This window comes from Pengzhenrongella phosphoraccumulans (assembly GCF_045689905.1).
Taxonomy (GTDB): Bacteria; Actinomycetota; Actinomycetes; order Actinomycetales; family Cellulomonadaceae; genus Pengzhenrongella; species Pengzhenrongella phosphoraccumulans.
Map to the genome: position 1 here is coordinate 3,141,898 of NZ_CP144210.1, position 16,616 is coordinate 3,158,513.

The 16,616-nt window shown below is 73.2% G+C and carries 15 protein-coding genes; 6 read left to right on the top strand and 9 right to left on the bottom strand.

The features are described from left to right. Window positions 1-45: 45 nt before the first annotated feature. From VTA80_RS14485 to VTA80_RS14500, 4 genes are all read right to left on the bottom strand, one after another. A complete protein-coding gene (locus VTA80_RS14485; RefSeq protein WP_407341798.1) occupies window positions 46-927 on the bottom strand; it encodes an ABC transporter permease in 882 nt (293 codons plus the stop codon). Beyond that, window positions 924-2,192 (bottom strand): glycine betaine/L-proline ABC transporter ATP-binding protein, encoded by a 1,269-nt coding sequence (locus VTA80_RS14490; protein WP_407341799.1) that lies wholly within the window; start codon window positions 2,190-2,192, stop codon window positions 924-926. Before VTA80_RS14490 ends, VTA80_RS14485 begins: the two co-directional genes overlap by 4 nt. A 435-nt stretch (window positions 2,193-2,627) precedes the next feature. Beyond that, entirely contained in the window at window positions 2,628-4,265 is a 1,638-nt protein-coding gene (locus VTA80_RS14495) for an ABC-F family ATP-binding cassette domain-containing protein (RefSeq protein ID WP_407341800.1), read from the bottom strand. 168 nt (window positions 4,266-4,433) lie between these two features. Then, a complete protein-coding gene (locus VTA80_RS14500) occupies window positions 4,434-5,249 on the bottom strand; it encodes an RDD family protein (protein ID WP_407341801.1) in 816 nt (271 codons plus the stop codon). An 81-nt stretch (window positions 5,250-5,330) separates the two neighbouring features. On the opposite strand from VTA80_RS14500, the gene VTA80_RS14505 reads away from it, so the two are divergent. Continuing rightward, on the top strand, window positions 5,331-6,320 hold the full coding sequence (locus VTA80_RS14505) for a stage II sporulation protein M (RefSeq protein WP_407341802.1): 990 nt from the start codon (window positions 5,331-5,333) through the stop codon (window positions 6,318-6,320). A 109-nt stretch (window positions 6,321-6,429) separates the two neighbouring features. Here VTA80_RS14505 and VTA80_RS14510 read toward each other — a convergent pair whose 3' ends face one another. The 5 genes from VTA80_RS14510 to VTA80_RS14530 all read right to left on the bottom strand — a co-directional run bounded on the left by VTA80_RS14510 (window position 6,430) and on the right by VTA80_RS14530 (window position 11,974). Then, a complete protein-coding gene (locus VTA80_RS14510; protein WP_407341803.1) occupies window positions 6,430-7,722 on the bottom strand; it encodes a DUF58 domain-containing protein in 1,293 nt (430 codons plus the stop codon). A gap of 127 nt (window positions 7,723-7,849) precedes the next feature. Continuing rightward, window positions 7,850-8,845, bottom strand: coding sequence for an AAA family ATPase (locus tag VTA80_RS14515; protein WP_407345780.1), 996 nt, complete (start codon window positions 8,843-8,845; stop codon window positions 7,850-7,852). 107 nt (window positions 8,846-8,952) lie between these two features. Continuing rightward, entirely contained in the window at window positions 8,953-10,167 is a 1,215-nt protein-coding gene (locus VTA80_RS14520) for a DUF4350 domain-containing protein (protein ID WP_407341804.1), read from the bottom strand. Then, window positions 10,164-10,826 carry a DUF4129 domain-containing protein gene (locus tag VTA80_RS14525; protein WP_407341805.1) on the bottom strand — a complete coding sequence of 221 codons (663 nt, stop codon included), beginning with the start codon at window positions 10,824-10,826 and terminating at the stop codon, window positions 10,164-10,166. The genes VTA80_RS14520 and VTA80_RS14525 overlap by 4 nt, the downstream gene beginning before the upstream one ends. Continuing rightward, window positions 10,823-11,974, bottom strand: coding sequence for a glycerophosphoryl diester phosphodiesterase membrane domain-containing protein (locus tag VTA80_RS14530; protein WP_407341806.1), 1,152 nt, complete (start codon window positions 11,972-11,974; stop codon window positions 10,823-10,825). Before VTA80_RS14530 ends, VTA80_RS14525 begins: the two co-directional genes overlap by 4 nt. Before the next feature lie 196 nt (window positions 11,975-12,170). On the opposite strand from VTA80_RS14530, the gene mtrA reads away from it, so the two are divergent. The 5 genes from mtrA to VTA80_RS14555 all read left to right on the top strand — a co-directional run bounded on the left by mtrA (window position 12,171) and on the right by VTA80_RS14555 (window position 16,557). Next, entirely contained in the window at window positions 12,171-12,854 is a 684-nt protein-coding gene (gene mtrA, locus VTA80_RS14535; RefSeq protein WP_407341807.1) for an MtrAB system response regulator MtrA, read from the top strand. Then, entirely contained in the window at window positions 12,854-13,525 is a 672-nt protein-coding gene (locus tag VTA80_RS14540) for a hypothetical protein (protein WP_407341808.1), read from the top strand. Before mtrA ends, VTA80_RS14540 begins: the two co-directional genes overlap by 1 nt. Next, window positions 13,486-14,532 carry an MtrAB system histidine kinase MtrB gene (gene mtrB / locus VTA80_RS14545; RefSeq protein WP_407345781.1) on the top strand — a complete coding sequence of 349 codons (1,047 nt, stop codon included), beginning with the start codon at window positions 13,486-13,488 and terminating at the stop codon, window positions 14,530-14,532. The genes VTA80_RS14540 and mtrB overlap by 40 nt, the downstream gene beginning before the upstream one ends. Then, a complete protein-coding gene (locus VTA80_RS14550) occupies window positions 14,529-16,244 on the top strand; it encodes an LpqB family beta-propeller domain-containing protein (RefSeq protein ID WP_407341809.1) in 1,716 nt (571 codons plus the stop codon). The genes mtrB and VTA80_RS14550 overlap by 4 nt, the downstream gene beginning before the upstream one ends. 133 nt (window positions 16,245-16,377) lie before the next feature. Beyond that, complete coding sequence (locus tag VTA80_RS14555; RefSeq protein WP_407341810.1) at window positions 16,378-16,557, top strand: antitoxin; 180 nt, start codon at window positions 16,378-16,380, stop codon at window positions 16,555-16,557. The last annotated feature ends 59 nt before the right edge of the window (window positions 16,558-16,616 follow it).

The window sequence follows — 16,616 nt, forward strand, 5'->3', positions numbered from 1 at the left end:
CCTGTGTCGCGGCGAAGGGGGTGGCGCGGGTGGTGGGCGTGCGGCTCACGCGGCCGCGAGCTTGAGCGCGCGGGAGACCGGGGCGCGGTCGGCGAGCGCGGAGGTCATCCGGTCGAGGTACATCGCGAGGATGACGACGCCGAGGCCCGCCTCGAACCCGAGCGCGATGTCGATCCGGGCGAGCGCCGCGATGACTTCGCTGCCCAGACCCTTCGCGCCGACGAGCCCGCAGATGACGACCATCGACAGCGAGAGCATGATGACCTGGTTGATGCCGGCCATGATGGTCGGCAACGCGAGCGGGATCTGGATCTGGCGCAGGATCCGGCCGGGCGTGGCGCCGAACGCCTGACCGGCCTCGACCACCTCGGCGTCGACCCCGCGGATGCCCAGCTCGGTGAACCGCACGCCGGGCGCGAGCGCGAAGACGATGGTCGCCACGATCCCGGGCACCGCGCCGGTGAGGAAGATGACGATCACGGGGATGAGGTAGACGAAGGCGGGCATCGTCTGCAGGAAGTCGAGCACCGGGCGCAGCGCCGCGGAGACACGGTCGTTGCGGGCGGCGAGGATCCCGAGCGGTATCGCGATGGCCAGCGCGATGACGCTGGACACGATGACGAGCGCGAGGGTGAACATCGCGTTCTCCCACTGGTCGACGCCCACGATCAGGGCGAAGCCGACGAGCGCGCCCAGGGCGAGCTTCCAGCCCTTCATCGCGAACGCGAGCCCGACGAGCACGAGCGCGACGGCCCACGCCGGCGGTCCGGTGAACACGAGCTCCAGGGCGTCGTAGGCCCCGACCAGGACGGTCTTGACCCCGTCGAAGAAGCCCTCGAACGTCGTGGTGATGGCCGTGACGGCGGTGTCGACCCAGTCGCCGAGAGGGATGCGGTACAGCGGTGCGGTGCTGGCGGTGTAGATCATGCGGGCTCCCCGGTCGTGGTCAGGCTGAGATCGTCGAGCTCGGCGTCGAGATCAGGGTCGATGGCGGCGGGATCGACGACGGCGACCTCGGCCGTCGTCGGCGTCATCGCGTCGAGCAGCGTGACCCGCGGGATGACCCCCACGAGCCGGCCCTTCTCGTCGACGACGGGCACGGGCAGCGGGGTCTCCGCGGCCGGTGCGAACAGCTCCGCGAGCAGCGCCTCGGTGGAGACCGCCGACACCTCGTCGCGGGTGAGGTCCACCAGGGCGACGGGCCCGACGCGGACCGCGGCGGCGATGTCCTGGTCGCGGACGACGCCGAGCAGCTTGCGGTGCCGGTCGATCACATAGGCAGCCGAGACCTGCTCGTCGCGCATCTGGCGCAGCGCGACGTGCGGTCCGGCGGCGGCGAACACGACGGCCTTCGGTCGGACCATGACCGAACCGGCGGTGAGCACCCGCGTGCGGTCGACGTCGGCCACGAAGGTCGCGACGTACTCGTCGGCCGGCTCGGTGAGGATCTGCTCGGACGTGCCGATCTGCACGATGCGCCCGTCGCGCATCATGGCGATCCGGTCACCGAGGTGCATGGCCTCGTTGAGGTCGTGGGTGATGAAGATGATGGTCTTGCCGAGCGTCTGCTGGAGCTCGAGCAGCTGCTCCTGCATCTCGCTGCGGATCAGCGGGTCGAGCGCGGAGAACGCCTCGTCCATGAGCAGCACGTCGGTGTCGGCGGCCAGCGCGCGGGCCAGGCCCACCCGCTGACGCATTCCGCCGGACAGCTGCGAGGGCAGCGAGTCCTCCCACCCGTCCAGGCCGACCATGCCGAGGGCCTCGGCGGCCTTGCGGCGGCGCTCGACCTTGCCCATCCCGGCGATCTCCAGCGGGAACGCGGCGTTGTCGAGCACCGAGCGGTGCGGCAGCAGGGCGAAGTGCTGGAAGACCATGCTCACGCGCTTTTGGCGGATGTCGCGCAGCTCGGAAGCGCTGACCTTGGCCAGGTCGTGCTCGCCGAGCATGATGCTGCCCGCCGTCGGACGCACGAGCCCGTTGAGCATGCGGATGAGCGTCGACTTGCCCGAGCCCGACAGGCCCATCACGACGAAGATCTCGCCGGGGGTGACCTCGAAGCTCGTGTCGATGACGGCGGCGGTGCCCAGGTGGGCGACGTCGTCGCGCGAGGCCCCGTCACGCAGGCGGCGCACGGCCTCGTTCGGCCGCCGACCGAACACCTTGAACACACCTTCGGCGCGCAATGCAGTCACTAGTCGTCCCCGTTCGGTAGATCGCGGTCCGGACCGCGTTCCCTGTACAGGGCATGACGCAGCGCGCCGCACGCGATTCGCGCGGCAGAGCTCATGGTCCGGGCAGACAACCGACCGGTGGACGTCGGTGCGCTGGGGCACCTCGGACGTCTCTCACGGGCTCCGCGCCCCCCACGAGCAAGCGCCAGGTTGGCGCGGCCCGGGGCAGTGCGCACGCCGCCCAGTTCAACCGATCGTGAATCTGTTTCGTCCTCTACGATGCCTCGTCGAGGGCCGGTTACCTAACGGGGGTATGGCCGTTTGAGCGCGTTTTGGCGAGTCGCGGATGATTGATATGACCTTTGACCTGGGACTTTACCTGTTCTTGAATTGTTACCAATTTGTGACCTAAGCCATGCCCAGGTGGCACTCAGGTCGCCACGATCGTGACCGGCGTCACGCCTCTCGGACGGTCCCGGCCTCGACGACCCACCGCCGGTTGACCGCGACGGCGTCCAGCATCCGGCGGTCGTGCGTGACCAGCAGCAGGGTCCCGGTGTACCCCTCGAGCGCCTGCTCGAGCTGCTCGATCGCGGGCAGGTCGAGGTGGTTGCTCGGCTCGTCCAGGACCAGCAGGTTCACCCCGCGGGCCTGCAGCAGGGCGAGCGCGGCGCGCGTGCGCTCGCCAGGGGACAGCGACGCCGCCGGGCGCGGGGTGTGCGCGGCCCGCAGCCCGAACTTGGCCAGCAGCGTGCGCACGTCCGCGCCGGTCCAGTCGGGGATCTGCAGCTCGAACGCCTCGGACAGCGGCAGCGGCGAGTCGAGCAGGGCGCGGGCCTGGTCGACCTCGCCGATCGCGACCGAGCTCCCGAGCGACGCCGCGCCGGAGTCGAGCGGCGTCCGCCCGAGCAGCGCGCCGAGCAGGGTCGTCTTGCCGGCGCCGTTCGCGCCCGTGACCGCGATCCGGTCGCCCGCGTTCACCTGGAGGTTCACGGGGCCGAGAGTGAAGGCCCCCAGGTGCACGACGGCGTCTCGCAGCGTCGCGACGACCGCGCTCCCGCGGGGTGCGGCCGCGATCTCGTACCGCAGCTCCCACTCCTTGCGCGGCTCGGCGACCTCCTCGAGGCGCTCGATCATGCGCGTGGTCTGGCGGACCTTGGACGCCTGCTTCTCGGTCTGCTCGACCCGGAAGCCCCGGCCCAGCTTGTCGTTGTCCTTGCGCTTGCGCGCGGCGTTCTTGACGCCCTGGTCCATCCAGCCGCGCTGCATGCGCCCGCGGTCCTCGAGGCTGCTCTTCTTGTCCGCGTACTCGTCGTAGTCCTCGCGCGCGTGCCGGCGGGCCGTGGCCCGCTCCTCGAGGTAGGCGTCGTACCCGCCGCCGTAGACCCCGACCCGCTGCTGGGCCAGGTCCAGCTCGACGACACTCGTCACGCACCGCGCCAGGAACTCGCGGTCGTGCGAGACGACGACGACGCCCGCCCGTTGCGACTGCACGAAGGCCTCGAGGCGCGCGAGCCCGTCGAGGTCGAGGTCGTTGGTCGGCTCGTCGAGCAGCAGCACGTCGAACCGGGCCAGCAGCAGCGCCGCGAGCCCGACCCGGGCCGCCTGGCCGCCGGAGAGCCCGGTCATCGGGTGGTCGAGGTCCAGCTGCAGGCCGAGGTCGGCGAGCACCTGCTCGGTGCGTTCGTCGAGGTCGGCCGCGCCGAGCGCCATCCACCGGTCGAAGGCGACGGAGTAGACGTCGTCGGCCCCGGGAAGCGCCTCGACGAGGCCGTGAGCGGCGTCGTCCAGGGCGACCTGCGCGGCCGCGACTCCGGTGCGGCGCGCGAGGTGGCCCGCGACGGTCTCGCCGACCCGCCGCTCGACCTCCTGCGGCAGCCAGCCGACCAGCGCGTCCGCGGGGGACAGCACCACGGTGCCGCCCGCGGGCGCGTCGACCCCGGCCAGGATCCGCAGCAACGTCGACTTGCCGGCCCCGTTGGCGCCGACCAGCCCGACGACGTCCCCGGGCGCAACAGTCAGCCCCAGATCCCCAAAGAGCGTGCGGTCGCCCTGCACAGCACCAACACCACGGGCAACAAGAGAAGCGGTCACCCCCCATCCTCTCAAACCCCACGCCCCCAGAATCAAACCCCACGCAGGCCCGCGAACTCGGAGGTTTGCGCCGAACTCGGACACCCGGGTGTCCTATCTCGAGGCAAACCTCCGAGTTCGCGGGCCTGCCTGTCTGCGCGGGCGAGGGGGAGGGGAGAGGAGGTGGGGTTAGTCCGGGTCCGGGATGGAGTGGGGGAGGCGGTGGACCAGGGCCGCTTCCGTCGCTGCCTTGCCGGCCGCCTTCGTCGCGCTGGCGTACTCGCGGTCGCGGCGTTCGGCCAGGACAGCGGCCAGGAAGGTCTCCGGGTGGGTGCCCGGCGGGGGCGGCGGGGCGACGTGCCGCTCGGCCTGGGCGGCGAGCTCGGTCCCGAGCCGGGCGCGCGACGCCGGGTGCAGGGTCGCGGCGCGGCCGAGGAACTGGCGGGCGGCGAGCGCGAGACCGTCGGGCAGGCGCCGCATGTCGGCGTTCCGCGCCCAGCCTGCGAGCTGGTACGGCATGGTCACGGGCGCGAGCGTCCGCTGCGCGCCGCGCACGCGCACGGCGTAGGTGCCCGCGACGATGTCGCCGACGCGCTTGCCCTTGTCGTTGAGCATCGACGTGATCAGCGCAACCGACCCGAGCGTGAGCCACAGCTCGCCGATCCCGACCAGGGCACGGACCAGCGAGTGCCGGAACCGGACCGGGCCGCCGTCGTCGCGCACGATCCGGATCCCCGCCGCGACCTTGCCCAGGGAGCGGCCCCTCGACAGCGTCTCGACGGTGGTCGGCAGGATCACGATCACGGTCACGATCCCGATGACCATGAGCGCGCGCGCGGCCGATTCGCTGATCGAGGGCATGATCGCGGTGAACCCGATGGTGATCGCGAAGACCACCGCCAGGATGACGACGATGTCCAGCAGCGCAGCCAGCAGCCGGGTCGCGAACGACGCCGGCCGGGCATCGAGCAGCACGCCCTCGCCGGTGAGGATCCCCTCGCTCATCGCCACTTCTCCTCGTCGTCGGTCCATCGGCGTGGCCGTGACTGCTTCGCAGGTCACGCCGCCTGTGGCAGGGTATCGGCTGTGGACCTGGATGCCTTCGCCGCCGTGCGCGACACACAGTGGGGGCGCCTCGACACCCTCACCCGGAAGCGACGCCTGACGGGCGCCGAGTCCGACGAGCTCGTGCGGCTGTACCAGGCGGTCGCGACCGACCTGTCGACCGTGCGCTCGACCGCACCCGACCCGGCGACGGTGACCCAGCTCTCGGACCTGCTCGGACGGGCCCGGAACGCGATCGCGGGGGCGCACGAGCCCGCCTGGGCGGACGTCACGCGATTCATCGCCGTCCTGCTCCCGGCCGCGCTGTACCGGATCCGGTGGTGGACGGTCGCCGTGATGACCGCGAGCCTGGTGCTCGCCGTGATCGCGGGGATCTGGGTCGCGACCCAGCCCGACGCGCTCGCGGCCCTCATGCCGCCGGACGCCCGCAAGACGTACATCGAAGAGCAGTTCGCGCAGTACTACACCCCGTCGGTGGGGTTCGCCGCGGCGGTCTGGACCAACAACGCCTGGATCGCCGCGCAGTGCATCGGGCTCGGGATCACGGGCGTGTTCCCCGTCTTCGTCCTGGTCAACAACGCCGTGATGGTCGGCGCGACGGGCGGGATGATGGCCGAGTACGGCCGGCTGGACGTCTTCCTCTCGCTCATCGCCCCGCACGGCCTGCTCGAGCTGACGGCGGTTTTCGTCGCGGGCGCCGCCGGCCTGAAGCTGTTCTGGACCATCATCGATCCCGGTCCTCGGCCGCGATTACGGGCCCTGGCCGAGGAGGGCCGGGCGTTGTTCACGGTCGCGATCGGGCTCGTGGGCGTGCTCGCCGTCTCGGGCCTCATCGAGGGGTTCGTCACCGGCTCCACGCTGCCGTGGTCCGCGAAGATCACCACCGGCGTCGTCGCGCTCACGGCCTTCTGGGTCTACACGCTCGTGCTGGGCCGGCGTGCGGTCGCGGCGGGCCAGACCGGCGACCTCGACGCCGACCGGGCCGGCCAGTCGCTGCCGGTGGTCGGCTAGCTCGACCCGGTCGTGGCGACCTGAGCCGCCAGCTGGGCCGACACCGCCGTCGCGGCGACGAGCGCGAGGTGCGCGCACAGGCTCACGAGCCGGTCCGCCGGTGGCCCGCTCACAGCCGCCCCGCCGCTTTCAGTGCGAGGTAGGTGTCGGCCAGCTTCGGGGCCAGCTCGCCGGGCAGCGCGTCGACGATCTCGACGCCGCGCTGGCGCAGTCGCACGGCGATGGCGGCCCGCTCGAGCTCGCCCCGCTCGGCCGCGGCGGCGTCGAACACCTCCGCGGCACCGGACCGGCCGGCGCGGAGCTCGGCGATCTCGGGGTCGCGCACCGAGGCGAGCACCACCTGGTGGTCGTCGGTCAGCTGCCCGACGACGCCGAGCAGTCCCGACTCGACCGCGGCCGGCTCCAACGACGACAGGAGCACCACGAGCGAGCGCTGCGACAGGCGTTCGCGCACCAGCGCGACGACGCCGGGCCAGTCGGTCTCGACCAGTGCGGGTTCCAGCGGCGCCAGGGCGTCGGCGAGCGCAGGCAGGAGCGCCGGACCACTCGCCCCCGCCACCCGCGCCCGCAGCCGGCGGTCGTACGCGACGAGCTCGATCCGGTCGCCGGCGCGTGCGGCCAGGGCCGCGAGCAGCAGGGCGGCCTCGATCGAGGAGTCGAGGCGGGGCTCATCGCCCACCCGCGCGGCCGAGGTGCGCGAGGTGTCGAGCACCATCAGCACGCGCCGGTCGCGCTCGGGCCGCCACGTCCGCACGACGACCTCGGAGCGCCGGGCCGTCGCGCGCCAGTCGATCGACCGCACGTCGTCGCCGATCACGTACTCGCGCAGCGAGTCGAACTCCGTGCCCTGCCCGCGGACCTGGACGGCCGCGCGTCCGTCGAGCTCGCGCAGGCGCGCCAACCGGCTCGGCAGGTGGCGCCGGGAGGCGAACTCGGGCAGCACGCGCAGGGTCGCCGGGACGTCGAGGGACACCTGCCGCGCGGCCAGCCCGAACGGACCGAACGAGCGGATCGTGACCCGGTCGGCCAGCCGGTCGCCGCGGCGCGTCGGGACCAGGACGGTCACCAGGCGCCGCGACTCCCCGGGCGGCAGATCGAGCACGTGCCGGTTGACCTGCGCGCCCGCGGACGGTTGCCACGCGTCCCGGACCAGCGCGCGCAGCCGCCGCCCCGTGAGGTTCGTCAGCGTGAGCACCGACTGCGTGGGCTCGGTGAGCCGCACCGAGCCCGGCACGGCGCGGGCGACCCCGACGGACCGCGGCGAGGCGGCCAGCCCGGCGTCGAGCGCGCAGGCCGCCAGCACGGCAAGGGCCCACAGCAGCACGGTCCCGGGTACCGGAACGACCAGAACCGGCACCACCCCGAGGAGCGCGAGCACCACGGCGCGCCAGGTCAGCGCCATGGCAACCGCTCCCCGGCAGTGAGTTCGCTGGTCCGAGTCGAGTTCGCCGGTCCGGCCCGGCGAACTGGCGCCAGACCAGCGAACTCAGCCAACTCAGCGGCCATGACCTCGACGGGCGCGGGCATCGTCAGCGGGGGACCGGGACGGCGGACAGCACGGCGTCGAGCACGCTCTCCGCCGTCACACCCTCGAGCTCCGCCTCGGCGCGCAGCTGCACGCGGTGACGCAGGGTCGGGTGCGCGAGTGCCTTGACGTCGTCGGGCGTGACATAGCCCCGGCCGCACAGCCAGGCCCACGCGCGCGCGGTCGCGAGCAGCGCGGTCGCGCCGCGCGGGGAGACCCCGAGGGACAACGACGGCGACTGCCGCGTCGCGCGGCACACGTCGACGATGTACCCGAGCACCTCGGGCGCGACCTGCACGCGGGCCACCTCGGCGCGCGCGCGGGCGAGCATCTCGGCGCCCGCGACCGGCCGCACGCCGGCGGCGCGCAGGTCGCGGGGGTCGAAGCCGGCGGCGTGCCGGGCGACGACCTCGATCTCCTCAGCACGCTCCGGCAGCGGCAGCACGAGCTTGAGCAGGAACCGGTCGAGCTGCGCCTCGGGCAGCGGGTAGGTGCCCTCGTACTCGATCGGGTTCTGGGTGGCGATCACCAGGAACGGGTCGGGCAGCGCGTGCGGCAGCCCGTCGACGCTCACCTGGCGCTCCTCCATGGCCTCGAGCAGCGAGGCCTGCGTCTTGGGGGGCGTGCGGTTGATCTCGTCCGCGAGCAGCAGGTTGGTGAACACGGGCCCCTGCCGGAACGAGAACTCGGCGGTGCGCGCGTCGTACACGAGCGAGCCGGTGACGTCCCCGGGCATGAGGTCGGGGGTGAACTGCACGCGCTTGGTGTCGAGGTCGAGCGCGGCGGAGAGCGTGCGCACCAGCAGCGTCTTGGCCACCCCCGGCACCCCCTCGAGCAGCACGTGCCCGCGGCACAGCAGCGCGATGACCAGTCCGGTCACGGCCGCATCCTGCCCGACGACGGCCTTGGCCACCTCCGCGCGGACGGCACCGAGCGCATCGCGCAGCTCGACGGACACCGACGGTGCTGGGCGCACGGGGGCCGGGGTGGGGGCGGGCATCGGCGCTTGCGCGGGGAAGTCCGCGGGCACCGGTGCAACGGTCTGCTCCGGTCCGCGCCCGTAGCCAGCTCCGGGGGTGGCCGTGTTCGGGTCGGGATTGCCTTGCGTCACGATCGGTGAACCTCGCTCTCCAGCTCGTCCAGCATGCGGGCCAGGTGTTCCAGCCCGGAGTCGTCAGTCGGTGGTGGTCCGTACAGCAGTGCCGCGACCTCGTCGGTGGGCCGCCCGGTCGCGCGGGCCAGCGCCTCGATCATCGCGGGTGCGCCCGCGGACCGCGGCAGCCCGAGCCGTGCGGCCGATCGCGTGGCCGCCCCCGCCCGCAGCGCCGCCGCCGCGTGCCCGTACGACCGCGAGCGACGGTACAGCCGCCCGCGTCCGCGGGTCGTCTCGGCCGCGCGCACGGTGACGGGGAGCGGCTCGGTCACGAGCCGCCCGAGCCGGCGTCCGCGCCACAGCGCGGCGATGGCCGCGACCAAGAGCAGCTGGAGCCCGACGGCGCCCGCCCCCGGCGGCAGCAGGTCGCCCAGTCCCGGTCCGGTGTCGGCCTCCTGGCCGAAGTCCGACGGCGACGGCACGTACCAGGTGAGCGACGCGTTCCGGCCGAGCATGCGCAGCGCGAGCGCGGCGTTGCCCTCCTGCTTGAGCGCACCGTTCGTGAGGAGCGTGGGGTCGGCGAGCGCGACCACGCGGCGCGGTCCGTCGACCACGAGGTACACCCCGGCGGGGTCGTCGGCCGTGGGGAAGCAGACGGTCGCGGCGGGCGAGCTGGCGACGTACCCGGCGCTGCCCGCCACGATCGAACCGGCGGCGACGGCGTCGGGGTCGTCGCACTGCGCCGTGCGGGTCGTCGCGCTCGACGGCGCGACGTCCGCCGTCGTGGCCGCATCGGTGACGGCCTCGAGCAGCAGCGGATCGGGTCCGAGCAGCACGAGGTCGGCCTTCGTCGCCGCGATCGCGTCGATCTGGTCGGGTCCGAGCAGGAAGCTGCCGGTCACGAGGAGCGTGGAGCCGGCTCCGGCGGCCGCGGTGGCCTGGGCTGTGGTCCGCACATAACGGATGTCGACGCCCTCGCGCTCGAGGATCTGCGCCACCGCGCGGGCGCCGCGGGCGCCGGGGTTGTTCGGGGCGAGTGCCACCTCGGAGGTGCGCGGCTCGGGGAGCGCCGCAAGGAGGGCCACCAGGGCGACGAGGCAAGCCAGCGCGATCCCCCAGCGCCACCGTTGCCAGCGGCTGCGCAGCCGCTGGCGCTGCGTCGTTCCGTCGCCGACGACGACGCTGCCGGTCGACCGTACGGGCGCAACGGCCGCCACGGGCGCGCTCACGGTGTGCTCATCACGGGTCGGCCGGCGGGTGCCGTGAGCCGCGTCGCGGCCAGCGCGGCGTCGAGCGTGCGGAGCCAGGAGTCGGTGTCCGGACCGGCGGCGACCTTGCCGTAGCAGACCTCGTCGAACGTCCGGCCGGCGCGTCGCAGGTCGGCGGTGTGAGACGGGAGCCGGGCGGCGGCGGCCTCGGCGGCCTCGTGCGCGGTGCGCCCGGGCAGCTCGTCGAGCACCGTGCGCTCCTCCAGCGCCCGCACGATGGCCCGGAACCGGTCGAGCACGGCTGCGGACCAGTCGCCGCGGGTCGCGCTCGCGTCGGCGGCGGCCCGCAGCTGGGCCGCGGTGCGGGTGTCGTCGCCGAGCACGACGACGGACCCGGCGGCGCGGCGGGCCAGGCGCACGGGGCCCGCGATCCAGAACGCGACGCCCGCGACGGCGAGCACCACGACGACGATCACCGCGGCGACCGCGCCAGGGGTCAGGCCGAGGAGGGGGGCTGAGCTCCCCTCGAACAGGGAGAGGAACCAGTCGAGCAGGCGCGCCAGCAGGCTCTTGCCGCGGTGGTAGACGGGATTGGCGAGCTCCTCGGTGGCCCACCGGCGCGCCGTCGAGGCGTCCGGCACGACCGGGACCTCGAGGTGGAGCACGGACAGGAAGGTCACGCCGCGGTCGCACCTGCCGCGCGGGCCAGCTCGACGTCCAGGCCCTCGCGGCGCATGCGCACGTCGACGTAGAGGAGCGCGACGACGGCCGCGGTGAACACGGTCGTCAGGGTGAGCGCGATGATGCTCGCGACCCCGAGGAGCACGATGCTCCCGAACGACGTGGACAGCGGGTCCTGGAACACGAACGTCGCGAAGACGGACGCCGGGGCCTGGATGAGGCCGCTCACGATGCTCACGATGACGGACGTCAGCAGGTAGATCCCCAGCAGCCGCCAAAAGCTGCCCCGGCTGAGCGTCCAACCTCGACGGACGGCGGACCAGAAGCCGGCCCCCTCGAGCATGATCGCCGGCGGGACGAGGAGCGTCCGCACGAGCAGCCAGACGTACGCCACGAGGAACAGGCCGCCACCCACGAGGCCGAGGAGCACCGCCAGCCCGGTCTGATCGTTCATCGCCGCCAGCACGACGACGCCGATCAGCGCAGCCATCACCAGGGCGGTGCCGACGGACAGCAGGATCGTGAACACGACGACCAGCCCGACGCGACCGCGGTAGCTGCGCCAGACCTCGCCGATCGTGACCTTCTGGCCCAGGACGGACCGGCTCACCGAGACGATGAGAAGGCCGGTGAGCACGGTGGTCGCGAGCGTGAGTGCGGGCAGGGTGAGCAGGGGGGCGATGCTCGGCGTGATGCTCTCGCTCAGGGCGAGCTCGCCGGTCGGGTCGAGGGTCGAGGTCGCGTCGGCGATCGATCCGGAGAGCAGACCGCCCACGTACCACTGCACGACGGACTGCAGGGCGACCGTGATCGAGACGACCACCGCGGTGAGGCCGAACATCACGCGCGGGTTCGCGCGGATGGCCCGGAACGCGCCGTCGAGGATCTCGCCGAGGCCGAGCGGGCGCAGCGGCACGATGCCGGGCTGGGCGGCGGGCGGACGGTAGCCGGTGGCCGGCCCGTAGCCCGGTGCGGACGCGTAGCCGGGTCCGTAGTACCCGGGCAGCGGTGGCGCGACGGGAGGTCCGGTCGGGTAGCCCGGGGGCACGGTCGGGTTGCCGGGGGCCGGGGCCGGGCCGTCTGCGGGCACCCGCGCGGGCGAGGCCCAGCCCGGCGTCGTCGGTGGCTCGTTGTTCGGGCTGGTCATGGTGTGCTGCTCCCTGGCGTGCGACGACGTGGCGCCGCGTGGCACTCACCGTCAGTGGCTCGGGACGCTCGAGCGACCCCCGCGGCCCATCGTGCCACGCGACCGCCACCTGCGGGAGCGTGCGCGCGGGCGGGTCCGGGGGTGGAATTCCCTGCGCCGATACCGTGTCCGACCTGCGAGATGACACCATGGGGCCATGAGAGGTCGCGTGTTGGTCGTGGACGACGATGTGGCGCTTGCCGAGATGATCGGCATCGTCTTGAGGTCCGAGGGTTTTGACCCGGTGTTCTGCGCCGACGGTGACGAGGCCTTGGGGGTGTTCCGAAGCACCCAGCCGGACCTCGTGCTGCTCGACCTCATGCTCCCGGGCAAGGACGGGACCGAGGTCTGCCGCGAGATCCGGGCGGAGTCCGGGGTCCCGATCGTCATGCTGACGGCGAAGAGCGACTCGGTCGACGTCGTGCACGGGCTGGAGTCCGGCGCTGACGACTACATCTCCAAGCCGTTCAAGCCCAAGGAGCTCATCGCCCGCGTGCGGGCCCGGCTCCGCCGCAGCGACGAGACCACGCCCGAGCACCTGACCATCGGTGACCTCGAGATCGACGTCACCGGGCACCGCGTGACGCGCAACGGGTCGCCGATCTCGCTGACACCGCTCGAGTTCGACCTGCTCGTGGCGCTGGCCCGCACGCCGTGGCAGGTGTTCACCCGGGAGGTGCTCCTCGAGCGCGTCTGGGGCTACCGGCACGCCGCCGACACACGCCTGGTGAACGTGCACGTGCAGCGATTGCGCTCCAAGATCGAGGCCGACCCTGAGCGGCCCGAGATCGTGGTGACCGTGCGCGGCGTCGGCTACAAGGCGGGCGCGACGACCCGGTGATGCGGTTCTGGCGACGGTTGCGTCTTCGGTTCCTGCGCTTGACGCGGGCGATGGTCCGCGGCTGGCGCTCGTCGTTGCAGCTGCGGGTCATCACCTCGACCCTGGCGATCGGCATGATCACCGTGCTCCTGCTCGGGGGGTACCTGTCGAACCGCATCCGGGACGGCAGCTTCAACCAGCGCCTCGAGGAGATCCTCGACGAAAGCGCGCGCTCGACCCGCCAGGCGCAGGAGACGTTCGACGCGGCGCCCGCCGACACCCAGCTCCAGCAGCTCTTCTTCGACCTGGTCCAGGCGCTCCAGGTCGGGGGCTCCGGCCCGCGGGACGTGTTCATCCAGCGGTCGTCGTCCGCGGCCTCGGACGGCGGTGTGCTCGTCACGCCGGTCGCGTCCGACGAGCGGCTCAAGCCCCTGATCAGCGACACGCTGCGGCGGGACACGGCCAAGGGCGAGGGCCAGCACTGGCAGTCGGTCGCGATCCCGGTCGGCAACCCGCTGGGGTCGAAGGTCGATCCGGGGGTCATGGTCGGCTCGACCGTGTCCGTGCCCGGAACCGGCGGCTACGAGCTGTACTACCTGTACTCCCTGGCCCCGAGCAAGAGGCCCTGGACCTGCTGCAGCGGACGCTGGGGATCGGCGCGTTCGCGCTCGTCGCGCTGCTGGGGGGCATGACCTGGCTCGTGACGCGGCAGACGGTGCTGCCGGTGCGCAACGCCGCGCGGGTCGCTGAGCGCCTCGCCGACGGGCACCTCACCGAACGCATGCGGGTGCGCGGCGAGGATGAGATGGCCACCCTTGCGCGCTCGTTCAACGAGATGGCCGAGTCGCTGCAGGTGCAGATCCATCGGATGGAGGAGCTCTCCACGCTCCAGCGGCGGTTCGTCTCGGACGTCTCGCACGAGCTGCGCACCCCCTTGACGACCATCCGGATGGCCGGCGAGGTGCTCTACGAGGCCCGCGACGGGTTCGACCCGTCGATCAAGCGTTCGGCGGAGCTGCTCACCATGCAGCTCGATCGGTTCGAGGACCTGCTCGCCGACCTGCTCGAGATCAGCCGGTTCGACGCCGGCGCGGCGATGCTCGACGCCGAGGGCCAGGACGTGCGCGACGTCGTCCAGAACGCCGTCGAGCAGGCGATGCCGCTCGCGGCGGCCAAGGGCTCGTGGGTGCACGTGACGCTGCCCGAGACGCGGTGCACCGCCGACATCGACCCGCGTCGGGTCGAGCGGATCCTGCGCAACCTGCTCGTCAACGCGATCGAGCACGCGGAGGGGAGCAACGTCGAGATCACCGTCGCGGCCGACCAGCGCGCGGTCGCCGTCACCGTGCGTGACCGCGGCGTCGGCATGACTCAGCAGGAGGCCGAGCACGTGTTCGACCGGTTCTGGCGCGCCGACCCGGCGCGGGCCCGCACGCTGGGCGGCACCGGGCTCGGGCTCGCGATCTCGCTGGAGGACGCCCGTCTGCACGGCGGCTGGCTCCAGGCGTGGGGGCGACCGGGACGCGGTGCGGTGTTCCGGCTCACGCTGCCACGGCGTGCCGGCATCCAGCTCGCCGGGTCGCCGCTGCCGCTCGTGCCGGCGCCCGACGCGCCCCCCGAGATCGACGTGGATCCCACCTACCGCTCGACGGCGGACCCCGCGGCCCTGCCCGACCTCGACCACCTGGAGGCCCGATGAGCGCCCGACCCGTCGCCGCCCGAACCCGGGCCCGAACCCCATCCCGGGCCCGAGGGCTGGCGCTCGCCGCACTGCTGGCACTCGTCCTCGCGGCGTGCGCCGGCCTGCCGACGTCCGGGCCCGTGGGCAAGGGCGACGGCGCCGCCGCCGAACCCGGCACCGTCTTCCCGCTCGCCTACAGCCCCGCCGCGGGCGCCGACCCGCGGGCGATCGTGCAGGGCTTCCTGGCGGCCGGCGCCGCGGGGCTGGGCGACAACTACGCCGTGGCGCGGCAGTACCTCGCGCGTGAGTCGCGCGCGGGCTGGCAGCCGACCGAGGGCCTGGTCGTGTACTCCACCGCCGCGGCGCTCAACTTCAAGCAGGTCACCGACACCCAGGTGAGCGTCACGCTGCCCGTGGTGGCCACCGTGGACGCGGGCGGGCGGTACACCGAGGCCTACCCGGGGGCCCAGCAGGACGCCGTCTTCGATCTTGTCCGGGACTCCGACTCCCAGTGGCGCATCTCCGGCCTCGACGACGGGGTGCTCCTGTCCGAACCGTTCTTCTACTCGGTGTACGGGGCGACCCCGTTGTACTTCCTCACCCCCGGCCGCGACATGCTCGTGCCCGAGGTGCGCTGGTTCCCGCGGCGCAACGCCGCGACCTACGCGGTCCGTGCGCTGCTCGAGGGCCCGTCGCCGTGGTTGCGCGACGCGGTCACGACCGCGTTCCCGGACGGCACGCGGCTCGCGGTCGAGTCCGTGCCGGTCGACAGCGAGGGCAACGCGACGGTCGACCTGACCTCCGCGGTGGCGTCCGCGAGCTCCGAGGACCGCGCCCTGCTCAAGGCCCAGCTCGTCCAGGTGCTCCAGCTCCCGCGCATCAGGGCGGTGAACGTCACGATCGCGGGCGCGCCGATGGTCGACCCGCCCGCCGCGACGCTGCTGCGTGACCCCGCGCCCACGGGCGGCCTGGAGGTCCTCAGCGACGGGCTGCTCCAGCGGCTCACGGGGACCTCGCTCAAACCCGTCGACACCGTCGGGTCGCTGGCGGGCCTGGACCCGCGCAGCCCCGCCGCGGGCGTCGACTCCGCACCGCAGGTCCTGCTCTCGGGCGCCGACCGCCTGGTGCTCGCACCGACGCCGACGACGGCGGCCGTGGGGCTCGTCTCGGGGTCCGCGCTCCTGGCGCCCTCGGTGGACCGGCTCGGCTGGGTGTGGTCCGGGCCGTCCTCGACCGGCGGGCTCCTCGCGACCCGGTCCGACGGCACGGTCGTCGACGTCGCCGTGGACTGGCTCGAGGGTCGGGTCGTGCGCTCGGTGCGGGTCTCCAGGGACGCGACGCGGATCGCGGTGGTCTCGACGGGGTCCGACGGCGCCACCGTCGACGTCGCCGGCATCGTGCGGGACGACTCCGCGACACCGCAACGCCTCGACGAGCAGCTCCGGGTCGGGGCCCTGCTGGCCGACGCGACAGCGGTCGTCTGGGTCGACCAGTCGACGCTCGCGGTGCTCGGCAAGAGCGGCACGATGACCGGTCCGACGATGCACGTCGTGCCGATCGCCGGGGACACCCGGGCACTGCCCGCGCTCGAGGGGGCCGTGTCGATCGCCGCGGGCAAGGGCGAGCGCGCCCTGTACGTGGGCACGTCCGACCGCACGCTCTACACGCTGCAGGGCAACAGCTGGCTGCGCGTGGCCACCAACGTGACGGACCCCTCCTTCCCCGGCTGACGGGAGACGGAGAGAATCCCGCCCAGACCCCTTGCCGCCCACGCGGGTGACCGGTAGGAAAGTTCGAGGGTCCGGCAACACCGCCGGACCGTCGGCGGCCCGGTTCGCCGGCACGCGCTCACCGGAGGTAGTGATGGGTATCGACGACATGATGGGCAAGGCCAAGGACGCGCTCAAGGGCCACGAGGACCAGGTCTCGGGCGCTCTCGACAAGGGCGCGGACGCCATCAAGTCCCACACCGGCGACTCCACGGACGGCCAGATCGACAACGCCTCCGAGAAGGCCAAGGACTTCCTGCGCGACCAGCAGTAGCTCCGTTCCACTCACGCGCAGCCCAGGCGGCCGACCCCGGTCTCCTGGGCCGCGCGCTG

Excerpts from the sequence above, each read along its gene's own strand:
- VTA80_RS14500 (WP_407341801.1), bottom strand. The coding sequence starts at position 5,249 with ATGAGCGAGGGGATCCTCACCGGCGAGGGCGTGCTGCTCGATGCCCGG.
- VTA80_RS14540 (WP_407341808.1), top strand. The coding sequence starts at position 12,854 with ATGCGGTTCTGGCGACGGTTGCGTCTTCGGTTCCTGCGCTTGACGCGG.
- VTA80_RS14550 (WP_407341809.1), top strand. The coding sequence starts at position 14,529 with ATGAGCGCCCGACCCGTCGCCGCCCGAACCCGGGCCCGAACCCCATCC.
- VTA80_RS14485 (WP_407341798.1), bottom strand. The coding sequence starts at position 927 with ATGATCTACACCGCCAGCACCGCACCGCTGTACCGCATCCCTCTCGGC.
- VTA80_RS14555 (WP_407341810.1), top strand. The coding sequence starts at position 16,378 with ATGGGTATCGACGACATGATGGGCAAGGCCAAGGACGCGCTCAAGGGC.
- VTA80_RS14530 (WP_407341806.1), bottom strand. The coding sequence starts at position 11,974 with ATGACCAGCCCGAACAACGAGCCACCGACGACGCCGGGCTGGGCCTCG.
- VTA80_RS14510 (WP_407341803.1), bottom strand. The coding sequence starts at position 7,722 with ATGGCGCTGACCTGGCGCGCCGTGGTGCTCGCGCTCCTCGGGGTGGTG.
- mtrA (WP_407341807.1), top strand. The coding sequence starts at position 12,171 with ATGAGAGGTCGCGTGTTGGTCGTGGACGACGATGTGGCGCTTGCCGAG.
- VTA80_RS14515 (WP_407345780.1), bottom strand. The coding sequence starts at position 8,845 with ATGCCCGCCCCCACCCCGGCCCCCGTGCGCCCAGCACCGTCGGTGTCC.